This window comes from Streptomyces sp. CA-135486, assembly GCF_050936555.1.
Classification (GTDB): Bacteria; Actinomycetota; Actinomycetes; order Streptomycetales; family Streptomycetaceae; genus Streptomyces.
Window position 1 is genome coordinate 2,016,076 of the sequence record NZ_JBNJMM010000001.1, and the last position, 26,407, is coordinate 2,042,482.

At 70.9% G+C, this 26,407-nt stretch carries 22 protein-coding genes; 16 read left to right on the forward strand and 6 right to left on the reverse strand.

The window, feature by feature from the left end; genetic code table 11:
- Nucleotides 1–49: 49 nt before the first annotated feature.
- On the reverse strand, nt 50–1,096 hold the full coding sequence (locus ACQEVG_RS09140) for an MASE1 domain-containing protein (protein WP_432979696.1): 1,047 nt from the start codon (nt 1,094–1,096) through the stop codon (nt 50–52).
- A 131-nt stretch (nt 1,097–1,227) separates the two neighbouring features.
- The gene (locus ACQEVG_RS09145; protein ID WP_432979699.1) at nt 1,228–2,058 is read right to left on the reverse strand and encodes a PP2C family protein-serine/threonine phosphatase; all 831 of its coding nucleotides are present in this window, start codon (nt 2,056–2,058) and stop codon (nt 1,228–1,230) included.
- A gap of 203 nt (nt 2,059–2,261) precedes the next feature.
- Here ACQEVG_RS09145 and ACQEVG_RS09150 point away from each other — a divergent pair, with 203 nt between their 5' ends.
- The 3 genes from ACQEVG_RS09150 (at nt 2,262) to ACQEVG_RS09160 (ending at nt 4,381) form a co-directional block, all read left to right on the forward strand.
- Nucleotides 2,262–2,801, forward strand: a complete 540-nt coding sequence (locus tag ACQEVG_RS09150) for an SAV_6107 family HEPN domain-containing protein (RefSeq protein ID WP_432979702.1) — start codon at nt 2,262–2,264, stop codon at nt 2,799–2,801.
- Between the two features lie 172 nt (nt 2,802–2,973).
- A complete protein-coding gene (locus tag ACQEVG_RS09155) occupies nt 2,974–3,732 on the forward strand; it encodes a methyltransferase (protein ID WP_432979705.1) in 759 nt (252 codons plus the stop codon).
- Between the two features lie 250 nt (nt 3,733–3,982).
- Complete coding sequence (locus ACQEVG_RS09160; protein WP_432979708.1) at nt 3,983–4,381, forward strand: DUF3040 domain-containing protein; 399 nt, start codon at nt 3,983–3,985, stop codon at nt 4,379–4,381.
- A 103-nt stretch (nt 4,382–4,484) separates the two neighbouring features.
- Here the strand turns inward: ACQEVG_RS09160 and ACQEVG_RS09165 are convergent, their stop codons facing one another.
- The 4 genes from ACQEVG_RS09165 to ACQEVG_RS09180 all read right to left on the reverse strand — a co-directional run bounded on the left by ACQEVG_RS09165 (nt 4,485) and on the right by ACQEVG_RS09180 (nt 10,033).
- Nucleotides 4,485–6,899, reverse strand: a complete 2,415-nt coding sequence (locus tag ACQEVG_RS09165; protein ID WP_432979711.1) for a transglutaminaseTgpA domain-containing protein — start codon at nt 6,897–6,899, stop codon at nt 4,485–4,487.
- Nucleotides 6,896–8,248, reverse strand: a complete 1,353-nt coding sequence (locus tag ACQEVG_RS09170; protein ID WP_432979714.1) for a DUF58 domain-containing protein — start codon at nt 8,246–8,248, stop codon at nt 6,896–6,898. Before ACQEVG_RS09170 ends, ACQEVG_RS09165 begins: the two co-directional genes overlap by 4 nt.
- On the reverse strand, nt 8,248–9,294 hold the full coding sequence (locus ACQEVG_RS09175) for an AAA family ATPase (protein WP_360866293.1): 1,047 nt from the start codon (nt 9,292–9,294) through the stop codon (nt 8,248–8,250). Before ACQEVG_RS09175 ends, ACQEVG_RS09170 begins: the two co-directional genes overlap by 1 nt.
- Nucleotides 9,295–9,490: 196 nt before the next feature.
- On the reverse strand, nt 9,491–10,033 hold the full coding sequence (locus ACQEVG_RS09180; protein ID WP_432979718.1) for a beta-class carbonic anhydrase: 543 nt from the start codon (nt 10,031–10,033) through the stop codon (nt 9,491–9,493).
- 418 nt (nt 10,034–10,451) lie between these two features.
- On the opposite strand from ACQEVG_RS09180, the gene rsmH reads away from it, so the two are divergent.
- The 13 genes from rsmH to ACQEVG_RS09245 all read left to right on the forward strand — a co-directional run bounded on the left by rsmH (nt 10,452) and on the right by ACQEVG_RS09245 (nt 26,401).
- Complete coding sequence (rsmH, locus tag ACQEVG_RS09185; protein WP_432979721.1) at nt 10,452–11,405, forward strand: 16S rRNA (cytosine(1402)-N(4))-methyltransferase RsmH; 954 nt, start codon at nt 10,452–10,454, stop codon at nt 11,403–11,405.
- A gap of 145 nt (nt 11,406–11,550) precedes the next feature.
- Nucleotides 11,551–12,243, forward strand: coding sequence for an FtsB family cell division protein (locus ACQEVG_RS09190; protein ID WP_432979724.1), 693 nt, complete (start codon nt 11,551–11,553; stop codon nt 12,241–12,243).
- Nucleotides 12,244–12,247: 4 nt separating this feature from the next.
- Nucleotides 12,248–14,176, forward strand: coding sequence for a peptidoglycan D,D-transpeptidase FtsI family protein (locus ACQEVG_RS09195; protein ID WP_432979727.1), 1,929 nt, complete (start codon nt 12,248–12,250; stop codon nt 14,174–14,176).
- A gap of 17 nt (nt 14,177–14,193) precedes the next feature.
- Nucleotides 14,194–15,888 (forward strand): UDP-N-acetylmuramoyl-L-alanyl-D-glutamate--2,6-diaminopimelate ligase, encoded by a 1,695-nt coding sequence (locus tag ACQEVG_RS09200; RefSeq protein WP_432979730.1) that lies wholly within the window; start codon nt 14,194–14,196, stop codon nt 15,886–15,888.
- Nucleotides 15,885–17,306, forward strand: a complete 1,422-nt coding sequence (locus ACQEVG_RS09205; protein ID WP_432979733.1) for a UDP-N-acetylmuramoyl-tripeptide--D-alanyl-D-alanine ligase — start codon at nt 15,885–15,887, stop codon at nt 17,304–17,306. The genes ACQEVG_RS09200 and ACQEVG_RS09205 overlap by 4 nt, the downstream gene beginning before the upstream one ends.
- Entirely contained in the window at nt 17,303–18,373 is a 1,071-nt protein-coding gene (gene mraY, locus ACQEVG_RS09210; protein ID WP_360866273.1) for a phospho-N-acetylmuramoyl-pentapeptide-transferase, read from the forward strand. The genes ACQEVG_RS09205 and mraY overlap by 4 nt, the downstream gene beginning before the upstream one ends.
- The gene (murD, locus tag ACQEVG_RS09215) at nt 18,370–19,797 is read left to right on the forward strand and encodes a UDP-N-acetylmuramoyl-L-alanine--D-glutamate ligase (protein ID WP_432979736.1); all 1,428 of its coding nucleotides are present in this window, start codon (nt 18,370–18,372) and stop codon (nt 19,795–19,797) included. The genes mraY and murD overlap by 4 nt, the downstream gene beginning before the upstream one ends.
- A 71-nt stretch (nt 19,798–19,868) precedes the next feature.
- The gene (gene ftsW / locus ACQEVG_RS09220; RefSeq protein ID WP_432979739.1) at nt 19,869–21,509 is read left to right on the forward strand and encodes a putative lipid II flippase FtsW; all 1,641 of its coding nucleotides are present in this window, start codon (nt 19,869–19,871) and stop codon (nt 21,507–21,509) included.
- A 6-nt stretch (nt 21,510–21,515) separates the two neighbouring features.
- On the forward strand, nt 21,516–22,610 hold the full coding sequence (gene murG / locus ACQEVG_RS09225) for an undecaprenyldiphospho-muramoylpentapeptide beta-N-acetylglucosaminyltransferase (protein WP_360881716.1): 1,095 nt from the start codon (nt 21,516–21,518) through the stop codon (nt 22,608–22,610).
- 15 nt (nt 22,611–22,625) lie between these two features.
- Nucleotides 22,626–23,432 (forward strand): cell division protein FtsQ/DivIB, encoded by an 807-nt coding sequence (locus tag ACQEVG_RS09230; protein ID WP_432979742.1) that lies wholly within the window; start codon nt 22,626–22,628, stop codon nt 23,430–23,432.
- Nucleotides 23,433–23,706: 274 nt separating this feature from the next.
- Nucleotides 23,707–24,912, forward strand: a complete 1,206-nt coding sequence (gene ftsZ, locus ACQEVG_RS09235; RefSeq protein ID WP_432979745.1) for a cell division protein FtsZ — start codon at nt 23,707–23,709, stop codon at nt 24,910–24,912.
- Entirely contained in the window at nt 24,909–25,685 is a 777-nt protein-coding gene (gene pgeF / locus ACQEVG_RS09240) for a peptidoglycan editing factor PgeF (RefSeq protein WP_432979748.1), read from the forward strand. The genes ftsZ and pgeF overlap by 4 nt, the downstream gene beginning before the upstream one ends.
- Complete coding sequence (locus ACQEVG_RS09245) at nt 25,682–26,401, forward strand: YggS family pyridoxal phosphate-dependent enzyme (protein WP_432979751.1); 720 nt, start codon at nt 25,682–25,684, stop codon at nt 26,399–26,401. Before pgeF ends, ACQEVG_RS09245 begins: the two co-directional genes overlap by 4 nt.
- Nucleotides 26,402–26,407: the final 6 nt, after the last annotated feature.

Here is a 26,407-nt window from a genome sequence, read left to right on the forward strand (position 1 = left end):
TCAGTTCAAAAAGTACTCCGAATCTCTGTCCGAAGCAAAAGGCGGTGGGTCAGCGATCGAGATCCGGTCCGTGGCCCTGCCTGTCGCGGCCTTGCACGCCGCGGTTCCGGGCGTCACTTTCCTCGTCCTCGGCCGAGGGGACGTCGTACGACTCCAGGCGCGGCTCCATATCGGCCACCATCTCGGCGAGCCGTGCGCAGACCCGTTTGATCTCCTCATGGGTCTCGTTCCGCTCGGTGATGACCGCCGCGAGCAGCAGGGCCGTCAGCGCCGTGGCGCCGTTGAAGGCCTGCAGAGTGACCATGTTGGCGAACAGGTCGTGACCGGCGAACGGACCTGACTCCCGGGCCGCGGCGAGGATCGCCAGCGTCGACACCCCCAGCGCACACGGCGCGGCACCGGCCAGCTGGAAGCGGAACGCGGCCCAGATCAGGAACGGAAAGACCATGAAGAGCAGGGCCGAACTGCCGGTGCTGGTCGCCAGAATCGTCACGAGGAGCGAGCCCAGCAGCAGCGCCACCGCTTCGATCCAGCGGCCGATCCCGGCATCCCGCGGCCACCGGGCCCGGCGCAGGACGAGCAGGAACGGAGTGACGACGAGGACCCCCATCGCGTCACCGGTCCACCACACCGACCACGTCGGCCAGAAGTCGCTCGCCTCCAGTGCCCCGGCAAGCACCAGCACGCCGCTGCCCACGGTCGAGCTGATCAGCATTCCGGCCAGGGCACCGAGGAAGACCAGTGCCAGTACGTCCCGCAGCCGGTCCAGTTCGTTGCGGAACTGCGCCCGACGCAGCAACAGGTACGCGCAGACCGGGGCCACGGTGTTGCCGGCGACGATGGCCAGCACGGCGGGTGCCGAAGGGCCGATGGACACATTGACCAGGAAGGCGCCGAGCGCGATGCCCGGCCAGATCCGCAGACCGAGGACGAGCAGGCTGGCCAGGGCGACCCCGGTCGGCGGCCACAGCGGCGTGACCTGACCGCGTACCAGCTGTTGAAGAAGCCCGAGTCGGGCGGCCCCGTAATAGAGGGCGGCGACAACGAGGATCTGCAGGGCAGGAGTCCCGTAACGGCCGATCTCCGCAGTGCGCACCACAGCAGTCTGCGCTCCCGATGGGTCTGCTGCGACCGGGGCGGCGAGATCGGCTGTCCGGGCACGGGCGGGCGGCGTGGTGACGTGGACACCGGCAGGCCGCCCGTACGCGGGCACGGTGTGCTGCGCAGTTACGTGGCCACCGGCGGGCCGTCGTAACGGACGACGAGGACGGCGGCATCGTCACGGTGACCGGTCCGCTCGGCGACCTTGATGACGGCCGAGGCCAGCACGTCGGGGTCGGCGTCGAATCCCGTGCGGGCCAGCCGGTGCACCTCGGCCAGACCGGCCTCCATCGGGTAGGTCGGGCCCTCGACGACGCCGTCGGTGAGCAGGACGAGGACCCCTGCCTCCGTCAGCCGTCGGTGGGTCACCGGATAGCGCTCGCCCTGCGCGACACCCAGGGGCAGGCCGCCGCTGTCGAGGGCGATGCCGGAGCGGCCGCCCGCGGTGGCCCAGACCATCGGGACATGGCCGGCCCGGGACACGGTGAGATCGCGGCCGGCCGGGTCGAAACGGAGGAAGCAGCAGGTCGCGAAGAGGCCGAAGCCCATCGAGATCAGCAGGTCGTTGGTGCGGCCGAGCACCTCTTTCGGATCGCTCGTCCCCTCGGCGAGGGCCCGCAGGCTGGTGCGGACCTGGCCCATGAACGCGATGGCCTCGACATCGTGGCCCTGCACATCGCCGATCGTGAGCCCGAGCGACCCGTCCATCATCACGAAGGCGTCGTACCAGTCGCCGCCCACGTCAAGACCGTCCCGTGAGGGCGAGTATCGGGCGGCGACATGCAGGCCGGGCAGCTCCGGCAGCTCGGGCGGCAGCATATGGCGCTGCAGGGCCATGGCCAGCTCGACGCGGGCCCGCTGCAGCTTGGTCCGCTCCAGGGCCTGGTCGACGAGTTGCCCGAGGGTGAGCAGGAGTTGCTGCCCACTCTCGGCAGGGTCGGGGCGATGGCCGCGCATGACCGCTCCGGGGGATCGCGCGTACTTCTCACCTCACCTTAGCCGCCGGCCCCCGCACAACCAGCCCTGCCGGGGAAGCCGTCTCCACAGGGCAAGCACTATCTCCACAGAGAAAGCAGCAGGTCAGAGCCGATTGTCAGTGGTGCCCCTCACGATGGACACATACGGCCACAGCGCCGTCACACGACGACAGGAGGTTCGTCATGGCCAGCTCCTACGTGGCAGCCGCACACCGGCGCCGCGCCACCGGCCCTGCCCCCTCACTGACCGGACCGGCGAGCGACGTGCATCCCGTCCTGCGGCGGTCCTCGGCACTGCCCGCCGCCCTCGACCTGCTCGCCCAGGCCCGCACGGGTCTCGACGAGGCCGCCACTCTCGATACGCCCAACGAGCGGTATGCCACGGCCCATCTGGCCGCCCTGCGCACGGCGGCCGCGGTGCTCGCGGCCCGCGGCCGGCCGGAGACCAGTGAGCGCCGCAGGCAGCGCATCCGAAGTGCCTGGGAAGTCCTGCCCGAGACAGCGCCAGAGCTGACCGAGTGGAGCGCCCTGTTCGCCTCGGGCGCCCGCCGCAGGGCCCGCGCGGAGGCCGGCATACAGGGCGCGGCGAGCAGCCGCGACGCCGACGACCTGCTGCGCGACGCGGCCATGTTCCTGCGCCTGGTGGAGCGGATGCTGGTGCTCCAGCCGGCGCTGCCGCGGCCGCGCGCCGAGCAGCCGGAGACGGGGGACGCCGCCGGGTGAGAGCAGGCCCTGTCCGGCAAGATCGGCCGGACAGGGCCTGCGGGGCCGGGATGCCCGGTGGAGGCAATAGGGTGGGCTGCGTATTCACCGTTCACTCGATCCGCACTCGAGCGACCGTCCACCCCGTTCACGCCCCGGGACCGGGGCGGCACCGTCCGAGGAGTCAACTGCCGTGTCGGACCCGATGCGCCCCCGCGCCTCCCTCCGTACCGCCGTGGTCTGGGAGGTCCTCAAGGACGCCCTCGACCGCCGGGTCAAGGCGACCGGGTCGGACGCCCTGGACATCCTCGACACCGGCGGCGGCTCCGGCAACTTCGCGGTGCCCGCGGCCAAGCTCGGGCACCGGGTCACCGTCGTCGACCCCAGCCCCAACGCGCTCTTCGCGCTGGAGCGCCGGGCCGCCGAGGCCACAGTGGCCGACCGGGTCCGCGGGGTCCAGGGGGACATCCACGGTCTCTTCGACGTCGTCGAGCGCGGTGGGTACGACGCGGTGCTGTGTCATGGAGTCCTGGAGTATGTGGACGACCCGGCCGAGGGCGTGCGCAATGCCGTGGACGCGCTGCGTCCGTCCGGTGCCATCAGTCTGCTCGCCGCCGGGCTCGGCGGAGCCGTCCTCGCCAGGGCGCTGGCAGGGCACTTCACCGAAGCCCGGCATGCGCTGAACGACCCGTCAGGCCGCTGGGGCGACGGTGACCCGGTGCCCCGGCGCTTCACCGCCGAGCAGCTGACCGAGCTGCTGGCCGACGCGGGCGTCGACGTGGGCGCCGTACACGGTGTCAGGGTCTTCGCCGACCTCGTCCCCGGCGTCCTGGTGGACACCGAGCCCGGCGCCCTGGACGCGCTGCTCAAGCTGGAGGCCGCGGCCGCCGAGCTGCCCGCCTTCCACTCCGTCGCCACCCAGCTGCATGTACTGGGCGAGAAGCGCGGCTGATCAGCGGCGCAGCCGCACATGGAGTACGCCACAGACCCCCCGATCGTGGCCTTCGCCCCGTATGATCGGGGGACACCATCCGGCATGACGGAATGGCCGTTGGGGAATCTACGCCTCAGCAGCCAAAGCCGCCGTGGCGGCCCGGACTGGCGAATTGGCGTAGAGGGCGGGTTTCACGGGGGCGATTCCCTGCCTATCCTGAAAGGGCCGCATACCGGTCGCCCCCGCGACCGACGACTAGGAGGACTCCGTGCCGCTCTCGGAGCACGAGCAGCGAATGCTCGAGCAGATGGAGCGAGCGCTGTACGCCGAAGATCCCAAGTTCGCTACAGCGCTTGAGGGAAGCGGGCTGCGTACGTACACCCGGCGACGGGTCTACCAGGCAGTCGTCGGCTTCCTGGTGGGTATCGCGCTCCTCATGGCCGGAATGGTCGCGCAGCAGATCTGGATCAGCGTGGTGGGATTCCTCGTCATGCTCGGCTGTGCGGTACTCGCGGTCACCGGATGGCGCAAGGCGCCCAAGCCGGGTGAGCAACAGGCCCTCGGGGATGCGGCAGCGACCTCGCGTCGCCATCCTCGTCAGCGCAGGTCGTTGATGGACCGGATCGAGCAGCGGTGGCAGCGCCGCCGCGACGAGCACGGCAACTGAACTTCTTGCTTCACCGCCTCCACAGGCTCTACGGGTGACAGGCTTCAACGGGTGAGGGGCCGACGCAATCGCGTCGGCCCCTCACCCCGTTTCAGCCTTCGTATCAGCCTCGCTGCCGGGACGGGCGGCGCAGGATCTGCGACCACCGGTCCAGCCGCAGGCGGTGCACGCCCCAGCGGTCCGTGACCGTCGCCCAGCGCGCGGACATGGCCCACACCACCCGGACGGTTGAGCGGGGCGCGAGCAGTGCCCGCAGCTGCGTCCAACGGCTCACGCCGGCACCGAGCCCGAGCCGGATCTGCCCGACGTCGTCAGCCAGCCCCGTACCCGGCCGGGGCACCGGCGCGTACAGCACCTGCTCCACCGCATGGGCCACCCGGTGCACCGCGTCGGCCGGCTCGCCTTCAAGACGTCCCAGCCGGACGATGCGGGCAGCCGCCTTGCGCGGCGTCTGCGAGTCGTCGGGCAGGATGCCGTGGTCCCAGGCCGTGTCGGCGATCTCCTGCCAGGCCGCCAGCGTCCGGGCCGAGGCGTCCTCGGGCGTGCGCCCGCCGGAGCCGAGGTGCCCGGCCCGCACCCTGATCCGCCACAGCATCGGCAGCAGCGGTACGAGCACCACCGCCAGCACGATCAGGATCACGCCCAGCACGGTCCCCAGCGAGGTGCCCGGGTCGGTGGGCGGCAGGATCTCCTGCGGGGCGGCCGCGCCGCAGTCGCCGAGCCGCTTCGCCTGCGGCGGGCAGCTGTCCGAGGCGGAAGGCACGGTGGTTGGCCCCGCCGACGTGGTGGCCGACGGCTTTGCCGGGTCGCTCGGACTGCCGCTCGGCGTCTCGGGCCGGGTGTAGTCCGGCGCGGAGCCCCGGCTCGGGGTCGGCTCGAACCGGGTCCAGCCCACGCCCTCGAAGTACAGCTCGGGCCAGGCGTGCGCCTCGCGCAGACCGACCGACATCGTGCCGTCCGGGCGCGGGGAGCCGGGCGTGAAGCCCACCGCGACCCGCGCCGGTATGCCCAGTGTCCGGGCCATCGCGGCCATCGAGAACGAGAAGTGGACGCAGAAGCCTTCCTTCTGCTTCAGGAACCGGCTGATCGCCTCGACGCCCGTACCGGACGCCACCTGGGTGTCGTACCGGAAGCCGCCGTCGACGGCGAACCAGTCCTGGAGCTTGACCGCCCGCTCGTAGTCGTTGGTGGCGCCCTTGGTCACATCCTTCGCGGTCTCCCGGACCACGTCGGGCAGCCCGTCGGGCACCTTGGTGTACTCGCGCAGCAGCTTCGCGGGCGCGACAGGCGACGAGGCCAGCTGAGCCGCCGTCGGCTTCACCAGCAGGCTGGTGACGGAGTACTGCGCGCCACGGGTGTTCTGACCGCGGTCGCCGACCAGGGTCCGCCCGGTGGGCTCGAAGCGCCAGCGCCCGTCGATCCGTACCTTCGTCGCCGGGTAGGGGAGCGGCAGCCAGCTCTGCTTGTACGAGCCCGCGGCGGAGAGGTTCGTCTTGATCTCGGTGACGCCGACGGCCGAACTCAGTCCGTCCGGCTGCGGAAGCCGGTCCGGCACGTCCTTGACCTTGCGCTCCGAGGACTTCCACGCCGTCCCGTCGAACTCGTCCAGCGCGACGATCCGCAGATAGAGGTCCTTGGTGTCCGTCGCATTCGTGCGGTACCTGATGACCTCGCGGTTCTCGGGCTGGTTCAGGCTGTCCTGCAGCGAGACCAGCGGATTCACCGCGGAGATGGTGCCGCCGCCCTGTCCCGGGCCGTCGCCGCTGCCGGTGCTGCCCAGCAGCCCGCCGTCCAGCGCAGGCAGCGCCGCCGGGACCACCAGCGCGACACCGAGGGCGAGCGCGCCGATCCGGCGGCCGGTGCGGACCGGAGCGGTGGGATTGCCGCCCGCCGCGGGGACCCAGCGCCCGGGCCCGGGCGGGGCCCCGCCGAAGACCCGGCCCCACTGGGAGAGCCGGTCGCGGCCCTCGGCCAGCAGAAGCACCAGATATCCGGTGGCCGCCAGCAGGAACCACAGCCAGCTGGCGCCGCCGCCCGCCAGGCCCGCGGCGACCGAGTACAGCGCAAGCAGCGGCAGCCCCGCCGGGGCCGAGCTGCGGAACGTCACCGCGAGGGCGTCCACCGCAAGGCCTATCAGCAGCACGCCGCCGATCACCATCAGCCGGATGCCGTCGGTCGCCGGCGCCGGGATCGCGTACCGCCCGACGTCCTCGCCGCCGGCGTTCAGCAGGTGGCCGAACTGCTGGAACACATCGGGTCCCGGCAGCACGCCGAGAATCGCCTGGCCCCGGGCGAAGACCACGGTGAGCAGCAGCAGCATGACAAGGGCCTGCACCGCCACCGTCAGCGGGCGGGCCAGGGGCACCCGCCGGGTCAGTGCGCCCACGCCGCTCTGGATCGCCAGCAGGAACGCCGCCTGCACCATCCAGGTGGGCGGATCGACCAGCGGCAGCATCGCGCCCGCCGCCATCAGCGTGGCGGCATAGGCACAGAGCGCCAGCCTCCCGCGACCGCTCATGACCAACCCCCAGAGAAACCGTTCGTACCGCTGCCGGAGGCCTCGGTGCGCTGCCGGCCGGCCTGCTGCCACAGCTCGGGGAGCGCAGCCCCCGGCGGCACGGCCAGGGCGGTCCAGCCCGCCTCGCGCAGCAGCCTCAGCCGGTCGTCGACGGCCCCGGCCGTCGCGCCGCCCGTCACCCAGGCCCCGCTGTCCAGGACGAAGGCGACAGCGGCGCCGCTGCGCTGGCGCATGCGTCCCGCCAGGGCCGCCTGCTCTTCGTCCAGATCGCCGAAGAAGGCGACCAGCAGCCCTTCGCTCCCGCCGCGCAGCACGTCGTACGAGGGCGAGAGCCCGGTGCCGTCGGAGTGGTCGACGACCGCGAGCGTGTCCATCATCAGTCCCGCGGAGTCCGCGGACTCCTGGGTCGACCCGGCGAAGCCGTCGGCGCCCTCACCGGGCACCGAGTTTCCCGTATCGGTCAACAGCCGGACCGCGAAGCCTCGTTCCAGCATGTGCACCAGGGCCGAGGCGGCGCCGGACACGGCCCACTCGAAGGCGGAGTCGGGACCCGCACCCTGATAGGCGGTGCGCCGGGTGTCGAGCAGCACCGTGCATCTGGCCCGCTGCGGCTGCTCCTCGCGGCGCACCATCAGCTCGCCGTAGCGCGCGGTGGAGCGCCAGTGCACCCGGCGCAGATCGTCGCCGTGGCGGTAGTTGCGCGGGATCACGTCGTCGTCGCCGGCCAGCGCCAGCGAGCGCTGGCGCCCGTCGCCGTACCCCGCGGCCTCACCCGCGAGCCGCACCGCAGGCAGTGCCTCCGTCCGCGGAATGACGGTGAGGGTGTCGTAGGCGCTGAAGGAGCGGGTCAGCTCGCACATCCCGAACGGGTCGCTCAGCCGCAGCTGCAGCGGCCCCAGCGGATAGCGCCCGCGCAGATCCGAGCGCACCCGGTACGAGACCTCGCGCCGGCCGCCCGCCTCCACCCGGTCCAGCACGAACCGGGGCCGCGGCCCCAGCACATACGGCACATGGTCCTGGAGCATCAGCAGCCCGGTGGGCAGCCGCGAGACGTTGTCCATCCGCAGGTGCACCCGTGCCTCGGCACCGGCGGGCACCCGCGACGGGGAGAGCCGCCGGCTGCCCGCGACCCGGTAGCGGGTGCGGTACAGCATGGCCACACAGACCAGCGGCAGCACGGCGAGCAGCAGACCGACCCGCAGCAGGTCGCTCTGCCCGAGGACGTACGCGCACACCATCGCCGCCACGCCGGCCGCGAGGAAGGAACGGCCGCGGGTGGTCAGCCCGCCCAGGGCCGCCCGCACTCCGCCCTCCTTGCCTTCCGCGGCGGCGGGCGCCCCGGACGACATCACAGCCGCCGGGCGCCGGGCTGCTGGCCGTAGAGCGGCGGCTGCGCCGGCCGGCCCGGGACATAGCTGGTCTCCGAGCCGTTGGCCGTGGGCACCGGGGTGCGCTGCATGATCTCCAGCACGACCTGCTCGGCCGTACGCCGGTTCAACTGGGCCTGCGCGGTGGGCAGCAGCCGGTGCGCGAGCACCTGCACCGCCAGCGACTGGACGTCGTCCGGCAGGGCGTAGTCACGGCCGCTGAGCGCGGCGGTGGCCTTCGCGGCCCGCAGCAGATGCAGCGTGGCGCGTGGCGACGCGCCGAGTCTGAGATCGGGGTGGCTGCGGGTGGCCGCCACCAGCTCCACCGCATACCGCCGTACGGATTCGGCGACATGGACCGTACGCACCGCGTCGATGAGCTTCACGATGTCGTGGGCGTGCGCCACCGGCTGCAGATCGTCCAGTGGCGAGACGCCGCCGTGCACATCGAGCATCTGCAGCTCGGCGTCCGCGCTGGGGTAGCCGATCGACACCCGCGCCATGAAGCGGTCGCGCTGCGCCTCGGGCAGCGGGTAGGTGCCCTCCATCTCCACCGGGTTCTGGGTGGCCACCACCATGAAGGGGCTGGGCAGTTCATAGGTCTGCCCGTCGATGGTGACCTGGCGCTCCTCCATCGACTCCAGCAGCGCCGACTGCGTCTTCGGCGATGCGCGGTTGATCTCGTCGCCGATCACGATCTGGGCGAAGATCGCGCCCGGTTTGAACTCGAAGTCACGCTGCTGCTGGTCGAAGATCGACACACCGGTGATGTCGGACGGCAGCAGATCCGGCGTGAACTGGATACGCCGCACCGAACAGTCGATGGACCGCGCCAGCGCCTTCGCCAGCATCGTCTTGCCCACGCCCGGCACATCTTCGATGAGCAGATGCCCCTCGGCGAGCAGCACAGTAAGCGAAAGCCGTACGACCTCAGGCTTGCCCTCGATCACACCCTCCACCGACCTGCGGACCCGCTCCGCTGTGGTGGTCAGATCTGTGAGGCTCGCTCGATCGTCATAGGTCGTCACCCGGCCCTCCTCGGCCCGTTCTACGGGCCGGGCTCGTCAGACGGCCCGGCCCACCCCAACTCACACACACTCTCCGGAAGCTTCCGGAAGGTGCCACACACGCATTCTTGTTGGCGTTACCGCGTTGTGTCACTCGCCTGTGGATAAAGGGGTCGGATATGGAGGCTTTGCCGTGTTTTCTGAGGTGTCCGGTCGGTCACACCGAGGGATCGATCTCCCGCAGCAGACCCTGTGTCACATCGAAGACGAAGCCGCGTACGTCGTCGGTGTGCGGCAGGAACGGCGAGGTACGCACCCGCTGCATCGACTGCCGTACGTCCTGATCAACGTCCCGGAACGCCTCCACCGCCCATGACGGACGCTGCCCCACCTCGTCCTCCAGCTCGTGCCGGAAGTCCTCGGTCAGGGACTCCAGGCCGCAGTTGGTGTGGTGGATGAGTATGACGCTGCGTGTGCCGAGCGCGCGCTGGCTGATGGTCAGCGAGCGGATCACATCGTCCGTGACCACGCCGCCCGCGTTGCGGATGGTGTGGCAGTCGCCCAGTTCGAGGCCGAGCGCGTCGTGCAGGTCGAGGCGGGCGTCCATGCAGGCGACCACGGCCACGCCGAGCACTGGTCGCGCGTCCATCCCCGGGTCCTGGAAGCCGGCGGCGTAGCGCAGGTTCGCCTCGACAAGACGGTCGGTGACCGAACCGCCGGAGCGGGCTGCGTCAGCAGGGTGGTGTGCAGAAGTCGACATGGTGACGACGGTAATGGGCACACGCGACCGAGGCCTGCTGTGAGACGGGACAAAGAACATCAATGAGCCTTGTTGTGAGCTAACCCACAGGAGTGAAGCGGCCACCTCCTTACGAGTGAACTCTCCTCTCGCGCGACATCTCTCCCACCCGCCCCGCGCCACGCAGCGGCCGGTTGATTGACCGGGAGGGCCGGTGGACTAAAGTGACGCGAAGTTCAGGGACACATCCTGCACATACTGCAATTTTGACGTAATTCCCCGCGTGTGCGGCGTACGTACGACTCTTCTGAGCGGGCGGGGACCCGGCAGTACGTACGCCCGCTCCGGATCTGAGAGGGCGCATGAGCGAGCGCAGCGAGCGAATCACTGGAAGCCGTGCGCCTGGCGAATGTCGCCCCGAGCTCTGCGAGGGGCGCGCATGAGCGAGACCCGTCACGTCCCGGTAATGCTCCAGCGGTGCCTGGACCTGTTGGCACCGGCCCTGGAGCAGCCCGGAGCGGTCGTCGTCGACTGCACCCTCGGCCTCGGCGGACACAGCGAGGCCCTGCTCACGCAGTTCCCCGAGGCCCGCCTGATCGCGCTGGACCGGGACAAGGAAGCGCTGCGGCTCTCCGGCGAACGGCTCGCCCCCTTCGGCGACCGCGCCACCCTGGTGCACGCCGTGTACGACGAGCTGCCCGAGGTCCTCGAGCGGCTGAAGATCCCGCGCGTCCAGGGCATCCTGTTCGACCTCGGCGTCTCCTCCATGCAGCTCGACGAGGCCGAGCGCGGATTCGCCTACGCCCAGGACGCCCCCCTCGACATGCGCATGGACCAGACGACGGGCGTCAGCGCGGCCGAGGTCCTCAACACCTACCCGCCGGGCGAGCTGGTGCGGATCCTGCGTACGTACGGCGAGGAGAAGCAGGCCAAGCGGATCGTCTCGGCGGTCGTACGGGAGCGCGAGAAGGAGCCCTTCACCAACAGCGCCCGGCTGGTCGAGCTGATCCGCGACGCGCTGCCGCAGGCCGCCAAGCGCACCGGCGGCAACCCGGCCAAGCGCACCTTCCAGGCCCTGCGCATCGAGGTGAACGGCGAGCTCACCGTCCTGGAGCAGGCGATCCCGGCGGCGGTCCAGGCGCTCGCCGTCGGCGGCCGCATCGCCGTCCTTTCGTACCACTCCCTCGAGGACCGGCTGGTCAAGCAGGTTTTCGCGGCCGGCGCGGCCAATACAGCGCCGCCCGGCCTGCCGGTGGTGCCCGAGGAGTACCAGCCGCGGCTCAAGCTGCTGACCCGCGGCGCGGAGCTGCCGACCGAGGAAGAGGTCGCCCACAACCGCCGTGCGGCGCCCGCGCGGCTCAGGGGAGCGCAGCGCATCCGGGAGGACGTGTGAGCGACGCACGCGAGGCAGCCGGGCCGCAGACGACGGCGATGTCTGCACCTCCGCGCCGAGCGGGCGGAGATGGGGCTACTCCCCCTGGCTGCGCCGGGGGCACCCCCACCTGGGCGTCAGCTCTGGAAGAGAGCGGGGGGAACAGGTGAGCGCAGCGGCCAAGCAGCTGAAGGGGCGGGCGGCGCGGCTGGCCAAGCTGATGCCGTCAGGGCCGAGCACCGCGGCCCGTACTCCCTTCGTCCTGCTGGTCGTGGTGCTTCTCGGCGGCGGGCTGATCACGCTGCTGTTGCTGAACTCCGCGCTCAACCAAGGCTCGTTCAAGCTGAGCGAGCTCAAGCGGAAGACCACTGAGCTCACCGACGAGCAGCAGGCGCTGCAGCGGGACGTGGATGCCCGCTCCGCGCCCGACGCTCTGGAGCGGCGCGCCCGCGAGCTGGGCATGGTGCCCGGCGGCAGCCCCGCCTTCCTCGACCCGGACGGCACGGTCCGCGGTGTGCCTCGCCGGGCCACCGCCCGGCCGTCGCCGGTCCCGACGCCGATGGAGATCCCGGCTCCGGTGGCCCCGGCCGTGTTGCCTGCGAAGTCCAGCACGTCTGCGTCGCCCCTCGTGTCGCAGTCGCAGTCGCAGTCGCCCGCGTCGCCCTCATCGGCGCCGTCCTCCGCCGCACCGCCATCCGCACCGGCCGCCCAGCAGCAGTCCGCGCCCCTCAAGCCCGCGCCCCCCAAGCCCAGCCGGGCGGCCGGCCCCGGGCCCAGCACCCAGGCGGCCCCGCCGACCCGGGCAGCCAAGCCGTCCAGCCCGCCCGCGAAGCCGACCCCGACGACCCCCGGCAGGTGACGCAGTGCCCAAGGAAGCTCCGCGCCGCCGGGTGCCAGGACCCGCCCGGCGTCCGTCCGTCCGCCCCGCGGGCCGCCGCCCCCGGCCGGGCCCGCGCGTCATCCGGCTCGGCAGCCCGCGCCCCCGGCTGCGCCTGGTCAGCCTCGGTCTGACCCTCGTGATGCTGGCCTTCGTCGTACGCCTCCTGCAGGTGCAGGCCGTCGACGCCAGCGCGTACGCCGCCAAGGCGGAGAAGAACCGCTACCTCAGCCATGTGCTCACGGCCGAGCGCGGCGAGATCACCGACCGGGCCGGGATCGCCCTGGCCACCAGCGTCGACGCATACGACATCACCGCCGACCCGAAGATGTTCACGCCCAAGGAGAGCAAGGCCCCCGACGCCCCGGAACAGGCGGCCGCACTGCTCGCCCCCCTCCTCGGCAAGGACGCCACCGAGCTCGCCAAGAAGCTGAAGACCCCCAAGTCCCGCTACACCGTGCTGGCCCGCCGCCAGACCCCCCAGGTCTGGAACCAGATCAAGGACCTCAAGTCGGTCTTCGCCGAGAAGGCCGCCGCCGACAAGCGCAAGGGCGGACCCGGCGCCAACGTGCTGAGCGGCGTCTTCCAGGAACCGAGCAGCAAACGCGTCTACCCCAACGGCGATCTCGCCGCCGGGATACTCGGTTACGTCAACGCCGAGGGCCGCGGGGGCGGCGGCGTCGAGTCCATGCTCGACAAGACCCTCGCGGGCCAGGACGGGAAGATCACCTACGCCCAGTCCGGCGGCCGCCGCGTCCCCACCGCGGGCTCCCGCGAGGTCCCCGCGGTGCCCGGCTCCGACATCGAGCTGACCATCGACCGCGACATCCAGTGGGCGGCCCAGCGGGCCATCGCCGAGCAGGTCAGGAAGTCCGAGGCCGACCGCGGCTACGTGATGGTGCAGGACACCCGGACCGGCGAGGTCCTCGCCATGGCCAACGCGCCCGGCTTTGACCCCAACGACCTCACCCAGGCCAACTCGGCCGCCATGGGCAACGCCGCGCTCCAGGACGCGTACGAGCCGGGCTCCACCGCCAAGGTGATGTCCATGGCCGCCGTGCTGGAGGAGAAGGCAGCCGCGCCCGGCACCCATGTCGTCGTCCCCAACCGGCTGCACCGCGGCGACCGGCTCTTCAAGGACGACATCGACCACCCCACCTGGTACCTCACGCTCAACGGCGTACTGGCCAAGTCCAGCAACATCGGCACGATCCTGGCGGCCGGGCAGCTCGGCAAGACCCAGCCGGAGGCCAACCAGGTCCTCTACTCGTATCTGCGGAAGTTCGGCCTGGGCAGTCCCACCGGCATCGGCTACCCGGGCGAGACGCCGGGCATCCTCGCCAAGCCGCAGAACTGGTCCACCTCGCAGCAGTACACGATCCCCTTCGGCCAGGGCCTCTCGCTCAGCGCCATGCAGGCGGCCTCCGTCTACTCGACGATCGCCAACGGTGGCGTACGCATCGAGCCCACCCTGATCCGCGGCACCAAGGGCCCGGACGGCCACTTCACCCCGGCGCCCGCCCCCGAGAAGACCCGCGTCGTCAGCGAGCAGACCGCGAGCACGCTCGCCACCATGCTGGAGTCGGTCGTCGGCGACGAGGAGGGCACCGGCACCAAGGCCCGCATCCCCGGCTACCGGGTCGCGGGCAAGACCGGCACGGCCAACCGGGTCGACCCGGAACTGGGCCGCTACCGCGGCTACACGGCCTCCTTCGCCGGGTTCGCGCCCGCCGACAAGCCGCGCATCACCGTCTACTGCGCCATCCAGAACCCCACCAAGGGCAGCTACTTCGGCGGCCAGATCTGTGGCCCGATCTACCAGAAGGTCATGGAGTTCTCGCTCAAGACCCTCCAGGTGGCGCCGACCGGCAGCGACCCCGCCCGGCTGCCCGTGACCTTCAAACCCGGCGAGTGACGCGGAGGAAACACCCAGTGACGACCATCGCCTCCGAATCCGGGAACCGACCGGACAAGCGCGCTGCGCGCGGTACCCCCTCCTTTTCCCCCGGGCCGGGTGCGCCGGGTACGCTCACGGCCGTGTCACAAGCTGATCAGTACCGAACCGCCCAGCAGGACGCCCCGGCGAAACAGCCGGGAGCGCCCCGTCCGGACAGGCCCCGCCCGACACCCCTGGGGGAGCTGGCCGCCCGGCTGGGTGTGCAGAGCCCCGGCCCCGGTGAAGCAACGGGCATCACCCACGACTCGCGGGCGGTACGGCCCGGTGATGTGTACGCCGCTCTCCCCGGCGCCCGGCTCCACGGCGCCGACTTCGTCGCGCAGGCGGCTGACCTCGGCGCGGCGGCGATCCTCACCGACCCGACGGGCGCCGAGCGCGCGGCCGAGACCGGCCTGCCGGTCCTGGTCACCGCCGACCCGCGCGGCCGCATGGGCGAGCTCGCCGCCGAGATCTACGGGCACCCCGGCGAGGATCTGCTCCAGATCGGCATCACCGGCACCTCCGGCAAGACCACGTCGGCGTATCTCGTCGAGGGCGGTCTGCGGGCCGCCGGCCACAGCACCGGTCTGATCGGCACGGTCGAGATGCGCATCGGCGACGAGCGGATCAAGTCCGAGCGCACCACCCCGGAAGCCACCGACCTGCAGGCCCTGTTCGCCGTCATGCGCGAGCGGGGCGTCGAGTCGGTCGCCATGGAGGTCTCCAGCCACGCCCTCGTGCTCGGCCGGGTCGACGGCTGCGTCTTCGACGTCGCCGTCTTCAACAACCTCAGCCCCGAGCACATGGAATTCCACTCCGGCATGGAGGACTACTTCCAGGCGAAGGCGCAGCTGTTCACGCCCAAGCGCAGCAAGCTCGGGGTGGTCAACTTCGACGACGAGTACGGTCGCAGGCTCCTCAAGGAGGCGTCCGTACCGGTCACCAGCTTCTCCGCCGAGGGCCATCCGGACGCCGACTGGCGGGCCGAGAATGTGGAAATCAGCGCGGTCGGCTCGACTTTCACCGCGGTGGGACCGGGCGGCGAGCGGATCCGCGCCCAGGCCCCGCTGCCGGGACCGTTCAATGTGGCCAACACCCTGGCCGCCGTCGTCACCCTCGCCGTCGCCGGGATCGACCCGCAGACCGCGGCCGACGGCATCGCCGCCGTCCCCGGTGTGCCGGGCCGGCTCGAGCGCGTGGACGCGGGCCAGCCGTATCTCGCCGTCGTGGACTACGCCCACAAGACGGATGCCGTCGAATCGGTCCTGCGCTCCCTGCGCAAGGTCACCGACGGCAGGCTGCACCTCGTCCTCGGCTGCGGCGGCGACCGGGACAAGACCAAGCGCGGCCCGATGGGTGCCGCCGCTGCCCGCCTCTCCGACACCGCCGTACTGACCTCGGACAACCCCCGCTCCGAGGACCCGCTCGCGATCCTCGCCGCGATGCTCGCCGGGGCGGCCGAAGTCCCGATCCACGAGCGCGGTGACGTCCTGGTCGAGGCCGACCGGGCGGCCGCCATCGCCGCGGTCGTCGCCCGCGCGGAGCCCGGTGACACCGTGCTGATCGCGGGCAAGGGCCATGAGCAGGGCCAGGACATTGCCGGAGTGGTCCGCCCCTTCGACGACCGTGAGGTCCTGCGCGCCGCCATCGAGCACGCTGCGGCCGTTCAGAACAGTGGGAAGAAGCAGTGATCGCCCTCTCCCTCGCCGAGATCGCCGACATCGTCGGCGGGCAGTCGTACGACATACCGGATACAGCCGCATCGGTCACCGGTCCCGTCGTCACCGACTCCCGCGCGGTACAGCCCGGTGCCCTCTTCGCCGCCTTCGCGGGCGAGCACGTCGACGGCCACGACTACGCCGAGCGGGCCGTGGCGGCAGGAGCGGTGGCCGTGCTGGCCACCCGCCCCGTCGGCGTACCCGCGATCGTCGTGCCCGACGTGACCGCCGCGCTCGGCGCCCTCGCCCGCCGCGTCGTCGAACGCCTCGGCGCCACCACCGTCGCGCTCACCGGCTCGGCCGGCAAGACCAGCACCAAGGACCTGATCGCCCAACTCCTTGAGCGCAAGGGCCCCACGGTCTACCCGGCGGGCAATCTGAACAACGAGATCGGTCTGCCGCTGACCGCGCTGCGGGCCGCCGAGGACACCGAGCACCTCGTCCTCGAAATGGGCGCCCGCTATATCGGCGACATCCGCTACCTCACCGGTCTGGTCCCGCCGAAGATCGGTCTCGTACTGAACGTGGGCACCGCCCACATCGGCGAGTTCGGCGGCCGCGAGCAGATCGCCGAGGCCAAGGGCGAGATCGTGGAGGCCCTGCCGGAGGACGGCGTGGCCGTGCTCAACGCCGACGACCTTCTCGTACGCGCCATGGCTTCCCGTACCAAGGCACGCGTCGTTCTCTTCGGAGAGGCCGACGACGCCGACGTACGCGCCGAGAATGTCCGGCTCACAGAATCCGGACAGCCCGCTTTCAGGCTCCACACACCCTCCGGGTGCAGCGACGTGACCTTGCGCCTGTACGGTGAGCACCACGTGTCGAACGCGCTCGCCGCGGCCGCCGTCGCCCATGAGCTGGGCATGTCCGTCGACGAGATCGCCCTCGCGCTCTCCGAGGCGGGCACCCTCTCCCGCTGGCGCATGGAGGTCACCGAGCGACCGGACGGCGTGACGGTCGTGAACGACGCTTACAACGCGAACCCCGAGTCCATGCGAGCCGCCCTTCGCGCGCTCGCGGCCATGGGCAAAGCCTCGCAGGCAAAGGGGGGGAGAACGTGGGCGGTGCTCGGCCTGATGGCCGAGCTCGGCGACGAAGCGCTCGCCGAGCACGACGCGGTCGGACGGCTCGCCGTCCGGCTCAACGTCAGCAAGCTTGTCGCAGTCGGGGGCAGGGAAGCGTCCTGGCTTCAACTGGGCGCATATAACGAGGGTTCGTGGGGTGAGGAGTCGGTGCACGTGTCCGACGCGCGGGCGGCGGTCGACCTGTTGCGCAGTGAACTGCGACCGGGAGACGTCGTGCTGGTGAAGGCTTCCAGGTCGGTCGGTCTTGAGCGGGTCGCCCAGGCGCTCCTCGAGGACACGGCCGAGGGCGAGGTGGCCGGCCGATGAGGCAGATCCTCTTCGCGGGAGCCATCGGGCTCTTCCTGACCCTGGTCGGCACTCCGCTGCTGATCAAGCTCCTGGCCCGCAAGGGATACGGGCAATTCATCCGGGACGACGGCCCGCGCAGCCACGGCAGCAAGCAGGGCACGCCCACCATGGGCGGTATCGCCTTCATCCTGGCCACGCTGATCGCGTACGCCCTGGCCAAGGTGATCACCGGCGAGGACCCGACGTTCTCGGGTGTGCTGGTGCTCTTCCTTACGGCGGGCATGGGCCTGGTCGGCTTCCTCGACGACTACATCAAGATCGTCAAGCAGCGCTCGCTGGGGCTGCGGGCCAAGGCGAAGATGGCCGGCCAGCTGATCGTCGGCATCGCATTCGCCGTGCTGTCGCTGCAGTTCGCCGACAGCCGAGGCAACACCCCCGCCTCCACCAAGCTTTCGTTCATCACGGACTTCGGCTGGTCGATCGGCCCGGTGATCTTCGTCGTCTGGGCGCTGTTCATGATTCTCGCGATGTCGAACGGCGTGAATCTGACGGACGGTCTGGACGGCCTGGCCACCGGCGCATCGGTGATGGTCTTCGGCGCATACACCTTCATCGGGCTCTGGCAGTTCCAGGAGTCCTGCGCCAACGCGGTGACGCTGACCAACCCCAACGCCTGTTTCGAGGTACGCGATCCGCTGGACCTCGCGGTCGTCGCCTCCGCCCTGATGGGCTCCTGCTTCGGCTTCCTGTGGTGGAACACGTCGCCCGCCAAGATCTTCATGGGCGACACCGGTTCGCTCGCCCTCGGCGGCGCGCTCGCGGGTCTGGCCATCTGCTCCCGCACGGAGTTCCTGCTCGCACTCCTCGGCGGCCTGTTCGTCCTGATCACCATGTCCGTGGTCATCCAGGTCGGTTCCTTCAAGATGACCGGCAAGCGGGTCTTCCGGATGGCGCCGCTCCAGCACCACTTCGAACTCAAGGGGTGGTCGGAAGTCCTTGTGGTGGTCCGCTTCTGGATCATCCAGGGCATGTGCGTCATCGTGGGTCTTGGTCTCTTCTACGCGGGCTGGGCGGCCGACAAGTGAGCACGCAGGACTGGCAGGGCAAGCGGGTCACCGTCGCGGGTCTCGGGGTCTCCGGGATCCCGGCGGCCCGCGTGCTGCACGGTCTCGGCGCCGTCGTCACGGTCGTCAACGACGGGGACGACGAGCGCTCCCGTGCGCAGGCGGCCGAGCTGGAGGCGGCGGGCATCACCGTCCGCCTCGGCGACGGGGCCACGCTGCCCGCCGGTACGGAGCTCATCGTCACCACGCCCGGCTGGAAGCCGGACAAGCCGCTGTTCCTGGCCGCCGCCGAGGCGGGCGTCCCCGTCTGGGGCGACGTCGAACTGGCCTGGCGGCTGCGCGGGCGGGACGGCAGAAAGGCAGCGCCCTGGCTCGCGGTCACCGGTACCAACGGCAAGACCACGACCGTACGGATGCTCGCCTCGATCCTTCGGGCCGCGGGTCTGCGGACGGCGGCCGTCGGCAACATCGGCGTCTCGCTGCTCGACGCGGTCCTCGGCGAGGAGGAATACGACGTCCTGGCCGTCGAACTCTCCAGCTACCAGCTGCACTGGGCGCCGTCGCTGCGCGCCCACTCCGCCGTCGTGCTCAACCTGGCGCCGGACCACCTCGACTGGCACGGCTCGATGCAGGCGTACGCCGCCGACAAGGGCCGGATCTACGAGGGCAACACCGTCGCCTGTGTCTACAACGCCGCCGACCAGGCGACCGAGGACCTGGTGCGCGAGGCGGACGTCGAGGAGGGCTGCCGGGCGATCGGCTTCACCCTCGGCACGCCGGGTGCGTCCCAACTCGGAGTCGTGGACGGCATCCTGGTCGACCGCGCCTTCGTCGAGAACCGGCAGAAGCAGGCGCAGGAGCTCGCCGAGGTCGCGGACGTCGACCCGCCGGCCCCGCACAACATCGCCAACGCCCTTGCGGCGGCGGCGCTTGCCCGTGCGTACGGCGTCGCACCCGCTGCCGTACGGGACGGACTGCGCAACTTCCGGCCCGATCCGCACCGCATCGAGCGCGTCGAGGACGTGGACGGGGTCGGGTACATCGACGACTCCAAGGCCACCAACACCCATGCCGCGGAAGCGTCTCTGGCGGCGTACGACCCGATCGTGTGGATCGCGGGCGGCCTTGCCAAGGGTGCGACCTTCGACGACATCGTCGAGAAGTCGGCAAAGCGACTGCGCGCAGTAGTACTTATCGGTGCGGACCGGGCGCTGATCCGCGAAGCCCTCGCGCGACACGCGCCCGAGGTCCCGGTCGTCGACCTCGACCGGACAGACACTGGGGCGATGTCGGCGGCGGTCTCGGAAGCTGCGCGCCTCGCCCGGCCGGGGGACACGGTTCTGCTGGCCCCGGCCTGTGCGTCGATGGACATGTTCGCCAACTACAACAAGCGAGGCGAGGCGTTTGCGGACGCGGTCCGCGCACTCGCCGCCGAGCGCGCCTGACCGGACCGGCTCCCGCGCCGCGCCGTGCGTCCCGGCGGCCGCGCCAGGTACGACTGGAGGGGACAGCGACCATGCCGGCCGATGACACCACCCCCACCCTGAGCCCGCGCCGCCACCCTGCCGCGCCGTGCCGGGAGGGTGCCCCTTCCGGGCGGAGCCCGCGGCCGGCTGCCGCCCCAGGGCCGAGCCCGCGGCGCCCCGCCGCGCGCGGGAGCGCGTACGCCGCGTCGAGCGCCCTCGCGGACTCCGTCCGGGCCCTGCGGGAGCGTGCCGCCGACGTCGGACCAGCCATTGTGCGCACCCTGCGCGAGCGTGCCGCCGGGATCGGACCGGTCCTCCAGCCCGCCCTGGCAGGCCACGGCCCCGGCCCCGGTCACACCGGGCTCGTGCTGCGCAGCCGCGCCGGCGGGGCCGTACGACGCCCGCCCGTCGCCCGCCGCAACGCCCGCAGGCCCAGCACCCCACGGCCGCCCCGCGGCCGCGGCCCCCGGCGCCTGTACGAGCAGGCGCGCCGCGCCTGGGACCGGCCGCTGACCGCGTACTACCTGATCCTCGGCAGCAGCCTGCTGATCACCGTGCTCGGCCTCGTGATGGTCTACTCCGCCTCGATGATCAAGGCGCTCGAGCTCTCGCTCCCGGCCTCGTACTTCTTCCGGAAGCAGTTCCTCGCCGCCGCCATCGGCACCGGTCTGCTGCTGATCGCCTCCCGGATGCCGGCCAAACTCCACCGCGCCCTGTCCTATCCGCTGCTCATGGGCGCCATCTTTCTGATGGCGCTCGTCCAGATCCCCGGGATAGGGCACGCGGTCAACGGCAACCAGAACTGGATCTATCTGGGCGGCCCGTTCCAGCTCCAGCCCAGTGAATTCGGCAAGCTGGCGCTGATCCTCTGGGGTGCCGATCTGCTCGCCCGTAAGCAGGACAAGCGGCTGCTGACCCAGTGGAAGCACATGCTGGTGCCGCTCGTCCCGGTCGCGTTCCTGCTGCTGGGCCTGATCATGCTCGGCGGCGACATGGGTACGGCGATCATCCTCACCGCGATCCTCTTCGGCCTGCTGTGGCTCGCCGGAGCGCCCACCCGGCTGTTCGCGGGTGTGCTCGGCATCGCCGGGCTCGTCGGCTTCATACTGATCAAGACCAATGAGAACCGGATGTCCCGGCTCTCCTGTATCGGCGCCATCGACCTGGGGCCGAAAGGCGAGTGCTGGCAGGCCGTGCACGGGATCTATGCTCTTGCCTCCGGCGGATGGTTCGGTTCCGGTCTCGGTGCAAGTGTGGAAAAATGGGGGCAACTCCCCGAACCTCACACCGACTTCATCTTCGCCATTGCCGGGGAGGAACTGGGGCTGGCGGGGACGCTGTCGGTGCTCGCTCTCTTCGCGGCTCTAGGCTATGCGGGTATCCGCGTGGCCGGACGCACGGAGGACCCCTTCGTGAGGTATGCCGCGGGAGGCGTGACCACCTGGATCACGGCGCAGGCCGTGGTCAATATCGGTGCGGTGCTCGGTCTGCTGCCGATCGCCGGTGTCCCGCTCCCGCTGTTCTCCTACGGAGGATCGGCCCTGCTGCCGACCATGTTCGCTGTCGGGCTGCTGATCGCCTTCGCGCGAGAGGACCCAGCCGCGAAGGCGGCCCTGGCCGTGCGGAGGCCCGGGGTGAGATGGAAGACAATGAGACGGCGCGGTAAGAAGCGTCCGTCCGGAGAGCGGTGAATTTCGGTGCATGTCGTACTCGCCGGTGGGGGGACCGCCGGCCACATCGAGCCGGCGCTCGCCCTCGCGGATGCCCTGCGCAGGCAGGACCCGACCGTGGGGATCACGGCACTGGGCACGGAGAAGGGGCTCGAGACCAGGCTCGTACCCGAGCGGGGTTACGAGCTGGCGCTCATCCCCGCCGTTCCGCTGCCGCGCAAGCCCACCCCTGAGCTGATCACCGTCCCCGGGCGGCTGCGCGGCACCATCAAGGCCGCCGAGCAGATCCTGGAGCGTACGAAGGCCGACTGCGTCGTCGGCTTCGGCGGCTATGTCGCGCTGCCCGGCTATCTGGCCGCCAAGCGGCTCGGGGTGCCGATCGTGGTCCACGAGGCCAACGCCCGGCCCGGTCTGGCCAACAAGATCGGCTCGCGGTACGCCGCGGGCGTGGCCGTCGCCACACCCGACAGCAAGCTGCGCAACTCCCGCTACATCGGCATCCCGCTGCGCCACACCATCGCCACCCTCGACCGCGCGCGAGTGCGCCCCGAGGCGCGCGCCGCCTTCGGTCTGGACCCCAACCTGCCGACGCTGCTGGTCTCCGGCGGCTCGCAGGGCGCCCGCCGCCTCAACGAGGTGATCCAGCAGATCGCTCCGGTGCTGCAGCGATCCGGCATCCAGATCCTGCACGCGGTCGGCCCGAAGAACGAACTGCCGCGCGTGGACAACATGCCCGGTATGCCGCCCTACATCCCGGTACCGTACGTGGATCGGATGGACCTCGCGTACGCCGCGGCCGACATGATGCTCTGCCGCGCGGGCGCGATGACCGTCGCCGAACTGTCCGCCGTGGGTCTGCCCGCCGCGTATGTACCGCTGCCGATCGGCAACGGCGAACAGCGGCTCAACGCCCAGCCGGTGGTGAAGGCCGGAGGCGGACTGCTGGTCGACGACGCCGAACTGACCCCCGAGTGGGTCCAGGGCAATGTCCTTCCGGTGCTTGCCGATCCGCACCGGCTGTACGAGATGTCGCGTGCCGCCGCCGAGTTCGGCCGCAGGGACGCCGACGACCTGCTCGTCGGCATGGTGTACGAGGCGATCGCTGCACGCCGCCAGGCGTAAGAAGGGCAGGGGAGCGTGGCCGGACCGACCACCGCCGAACGGGGGGCAGGCAAGCCCCCCGGCGGGAACGCGGGGTCGGCGGGCCCGCCGACCCAGGGCCCCCCGGCTGGTCGGCTGCGCCTCCCCGGCCGGCTCGTCCTGCTGATCGCCGCCGCCTCGATCCTGCTTCTCGCGGGCGGAATCTGGGTGCTCTACGGCTCCCCATGGCTGCGCGTGGAGCGGGTGGAGACCTCCGGAGTTGCGGTTCTGACGCCGCAGGAGGTCATGGACGCGGCGGACGTGCCGATCGGTTCGCCGCTGATTTCCGTCCATACGGATGCCATTGAGGCACGGCTGCGGCGGAAGCTGCCCCGTATCGACACGGTGGACGTCGTGCGGTCGTGGCCGCACGGGATCGGTCTGAAAGTGACCGAGCGAAAGCCCGTTCTGCTGCTGGAAAAGGGCGCAAGGTTCGTCGAAGTGGACGCGAAGGGCGTACGGTTCGCCACAGTGGACAAGGCTCCCAAGGCAGTTCCGCTGCTCGAGATGGCAGTGGGGCAGTCCCCGAGTCTGCGCCGTTTCGGCACCGACCGGCTCGTCGACGCGGCGGTGCGGGTCAGGGACGAACTCCCCGGAAATGTCGCCGCGGACACAATAAAGATCACAGTCCGTTCGTACGACTACATCACCGTGGAGTTGAGCGGGGACCGTACGGTGGTCTGGGGCAGCGCCGAGCATGGACCGGTGAAGGCGCGTGCGCTCACCGCACTGATGAAAGCCGCGCCCAAGGCCCGGCACTTCGACGTGAGCGCGCCCACCGCCCCTGCGGCATCGAGGAGTTGACGGACATATGCGCTGTTCAGCACCCTGACTGGGCAGCGCAGCGGCTGATCACATAGGGTGAAAAGAAAAACGGGAGGTTCGGCGTGTTCGTTGAACACGCGCCACTTGTCGACTTAGTGTCCTGTTCGGAGAGTCCAGGAAGCAGACACACTGATAACCCTAAACTTCAGCGTTAGGGTTTGGGTCGGCGTTCGGACCGTCCCATCGGCATCCGTCGTCGCAACGCTGCAACCGCGCAGCGACGACACGTAACTCGAGGCGAGAGGCCTTCGACGTGGCAGCACCGCAGAACTACCTCGCAGTCATCAAGGTCATCGGTGTCGGCGGCGGTGGTGTCAATGCCATCAACCGAATGATCGAGGTCGGCCTCAAGGGCGTCGAGTTCATCGCGATCAACACTGACGCGCAAGCCCTGTTGATGAGCGACGCCGACGTCAAGCTCGACGTCGGTCGTGAACTGACCCGCGGCCTGGGGGCCGGAGCCAACCCGGCAGTCGGCCGCAAGGCGGCAGAGGACCACCGTGAGGAGATCGAGGAGGTCCTCAAGGGGGCCGACATGGTCTTCGTCACCGCAGGCGAGGGGGGCGGCACCGGCACCGGCGGCGCACCCGTCGTCGCCAATATCGCTCGCACGCTCGGCGCCCTGACCATCGGCGTGGTCACCCGTCCGTTCACCTTCGAGGGCCGCCGCCGGGCGAACCAGGCGGAGGACGGCATCGCCGAGCTCCGTGAAGAGGTCGACACCCTGATCGTGATCCCGAACGACCGCCTGCTGTCCATCTCGGACCGCCAGGTGAGCGTGCTTGACGCATTCAAGTCCGCGGACCAGGTGCTGCTGAGCGGTGTCCAGGGCATCACGGATCTCATCACCACCCCCGGCCTGATCAACCTCGACTTCGCCGACGTCAAGTCCGTGATGTCCGAGGCGGGATCGGCGCTCATGGGCATCGGCTCGGCCCGCGGCGACGACCGCGCGGTGGCGGCGGCCGAGATGGCGATCTCCTCGCCGCTGCTCGAGGCCTCCATCGACGGCGCCCGCGGGGTGCTGCTCTCCATCTCCGGTGGCTCGGACCTCGGTCTCTTCGAGATCAACGAGGCGGCCCAGCTGGTCAGCGAGGCCGCCCACCCTGAGGCCAACATCATCTTCGGCGCGGTCATCGACGACGCCCTGGGCGACGAGGTACGGGTCACGGTCATCGCGGCCGGCTTCGACGGCGGACAGCCGCCGGCCCGCCGGGACACAGTCCTCGGCGCCGGCGCGAACAAGCGCGACGAGCAGCAGGCGTCCTCCTCCCGCTCCACGGAGAGCTCGCGCTCCTCGCTCGGCTCCGTGCCGGTCCGCGAGGAGCCCTCGGTTCCCGAGCCGGCCCCGGTCGCCGGCGACCTGCACTCCCCGGGCTCGTCGGCGCAGGTCCCGCCCGCCCGTCCGTACCCGGACGCCCAGGCCGAAGAGCTCGATGTCCCGGACTTCTTGAAGTGATAGGACAGCACGACATCGTGAGCGGCGCGCACTTCGCCTTCACCGACAGGTGGGGCGGGGTGAGCGCCGTTCCGTACGAAGAGCTCAACCTCGGCGGTGCGGTCGGCGACGACCCCGCGGCCGTCCTGGCCAACCGGGCGATCGCCGCCAAGGAGCTGGGGCTCGACCCGGACGAGGTCGTGTGGATGAACCAGGTCCACGGCAAGGACGTCGCCGAGGTGGACGGGCCGTGGGGCGAGGGTCCGACGCCGCCCGTGGACGGCCTGGTCACTGCGCGGCGCGGGCTCGCCCTCGCCGTACTGACCGCCGACTGCGCTCCCGTACTGCTCGCCGACCCGGTCGCGTCAGTGGTGGGCGCCGCGCACGCGGGCCGGCCCGGGATGGTCGCGGGGATCGTGCCCGCGGCGATCGAGGCGATGCGATCACTGGGTGCGCGCCCGGAGCGGATCATCGCCAGAACAGGGCCCGCCGTCTGCGGACGCTGCTACGAAGTTCCCGAACAGATGCGGGCGGAAGTCGCCGCGGTCGAGCCGGCCGCCTGGTCCGAGACCAGCTGGGGCACTCCGGCCGTCGATGTCACGGCCGCGGTCCACGCCCAGCTCGAAGCGCTCGGCGTGCAGGACCGGCAGCGCTCGAAGGTCTGCACACTGGAATCACGAGACCACTACTCGTACCGCCGCGACCGCACCACCGGGCGGCTCGCCGGATATGTCTGGCTGGCTGTGCCTTCCCGGGGGGCGACCCCCGGACCCCCGGCAGGAGAGACCGCATGACCGACCGCAGAACCGAACTCGCAGGGAACCTGGCGTTGGTGGAGGAACGTATCGCCTCCGCCTGTGCGGCCGCCGGCCGCAAGCGGGAGGAGGTGACCCTGATCGTGGTCACCAAGACCTACCCCGCGAGCGATGTGCGGCTGCTGTACGAGCTCGGTGTGCGGCATGTCGCCGAGAACCGTGACCAGGACGCGGCGCCGAAGGCCGCCGCCTGCTCGGATCTGGACCTCAGCTGGCACTTTGTCGGACAGTTGCAGACCAACAAGGTCCGTTCCGTGGCGAGTTATGCCGATGTCGTGCAGTCTGTCGACCGGCTCAAGCTCGTTACCGCTCTTTCCGCCGCCGCGGTACGCGATGAGCGTGAGCTCGGCTGCCTGATCCAGGTCGCGCTGGATGCCGGGTCGGGGGAGCGCGGGGCGCGGGGCGGCATCGCGCCGGACGGCATCGAGGAGTTGGCCGCCGCGGTGGAGGAAGCCCCAGGACTGCGGCTCGACGGTCTTATGATCGTCGCGCCGCTCGCCGGACCGTACGCGGGACGGCAACAGGCGGCGTTCGAGCGGCTGATGGAATTCTCATCCCGCCTGCGCGCCGGGCATCCGGCTGCGAACATGGTGTCAGCAGGGATGAGTGCGGACCTCGAAGAAGCCGTGGCGGCCGGAGCGACACATGTGCGCGTCGGCACTGCGGTACTCGGACTCCGACCCCGGCTCGGGTAACGTCGC

Excerpts from the sequence above, each read along its gene's own strand:
- ACQEVG_RS09145 (WP_432979699.1), bottom strand. The coding sequence starts at position 2,058 with ATGCGCGGCCATCGCCCCGACCCTGCCGAGAGTGGGCAGCAACTCCTG.
- ACQEVG_RS09245 (WP_432979751.1), top strand. The coding sequence starts at position 25,682 with ATGACCGACCGCAGAACCGAACTCGCAGGGAACCTGGCGTTGGTGGAG.
- ACQEVG_RS09170 (WP_432979714.1), bottom strand. The coding sequence starts at position 8,248 with ATGTCGTCCGGGGCGCCCGCCGCCGCGGAAGGCAAGGAGGGCGGAGTG.
- mraY (WP_360866273.1), top strand. The coding sequence starts at position 17,303 with ATGAGGCAGATCCTCTTCGCGGGAGCCATCGGGCTCTTCCTGACCCTG.
- rsmH (WP_432979721.1), top strand. The coding sequence starts at position 10,452 with ATGAGCGAGACCCGTCACGTCCCGGTAATGCTCCAGCGGTGCCTGGAC.
- ACQEVG_RS09165 (WP_432979711.1), bottom strand. The coding sequence starts at position 6,899 with ATGAGCGGTCGCGGGAGGCTGGCGCTCTGTGCCTATGCCGCCACGCTG.
- ACQEVG_RS09180 (WP_432979718.1), bottom strand. The coding sequence starts at position 10,033 with ATGTCGACTTCTGCACACCACCCTGCTGACGCAGCCCGCTCCGGCGGT.
- ACQEVG_RS09150 (WP_432979702.1), top strand. The coding sequence starts at position 2,262 with ATGGCCAGCTCCTACGTGGCAGCCGCACACCGGCGCCGCGCCACCGGC.
- ftsW (WP_432979739.1), top strand. The coding sequence starts at position 19,869 with ATGCCGGCCGATGACACCACCCCCACCCTGAGCCCGCGCCGCCACCCT.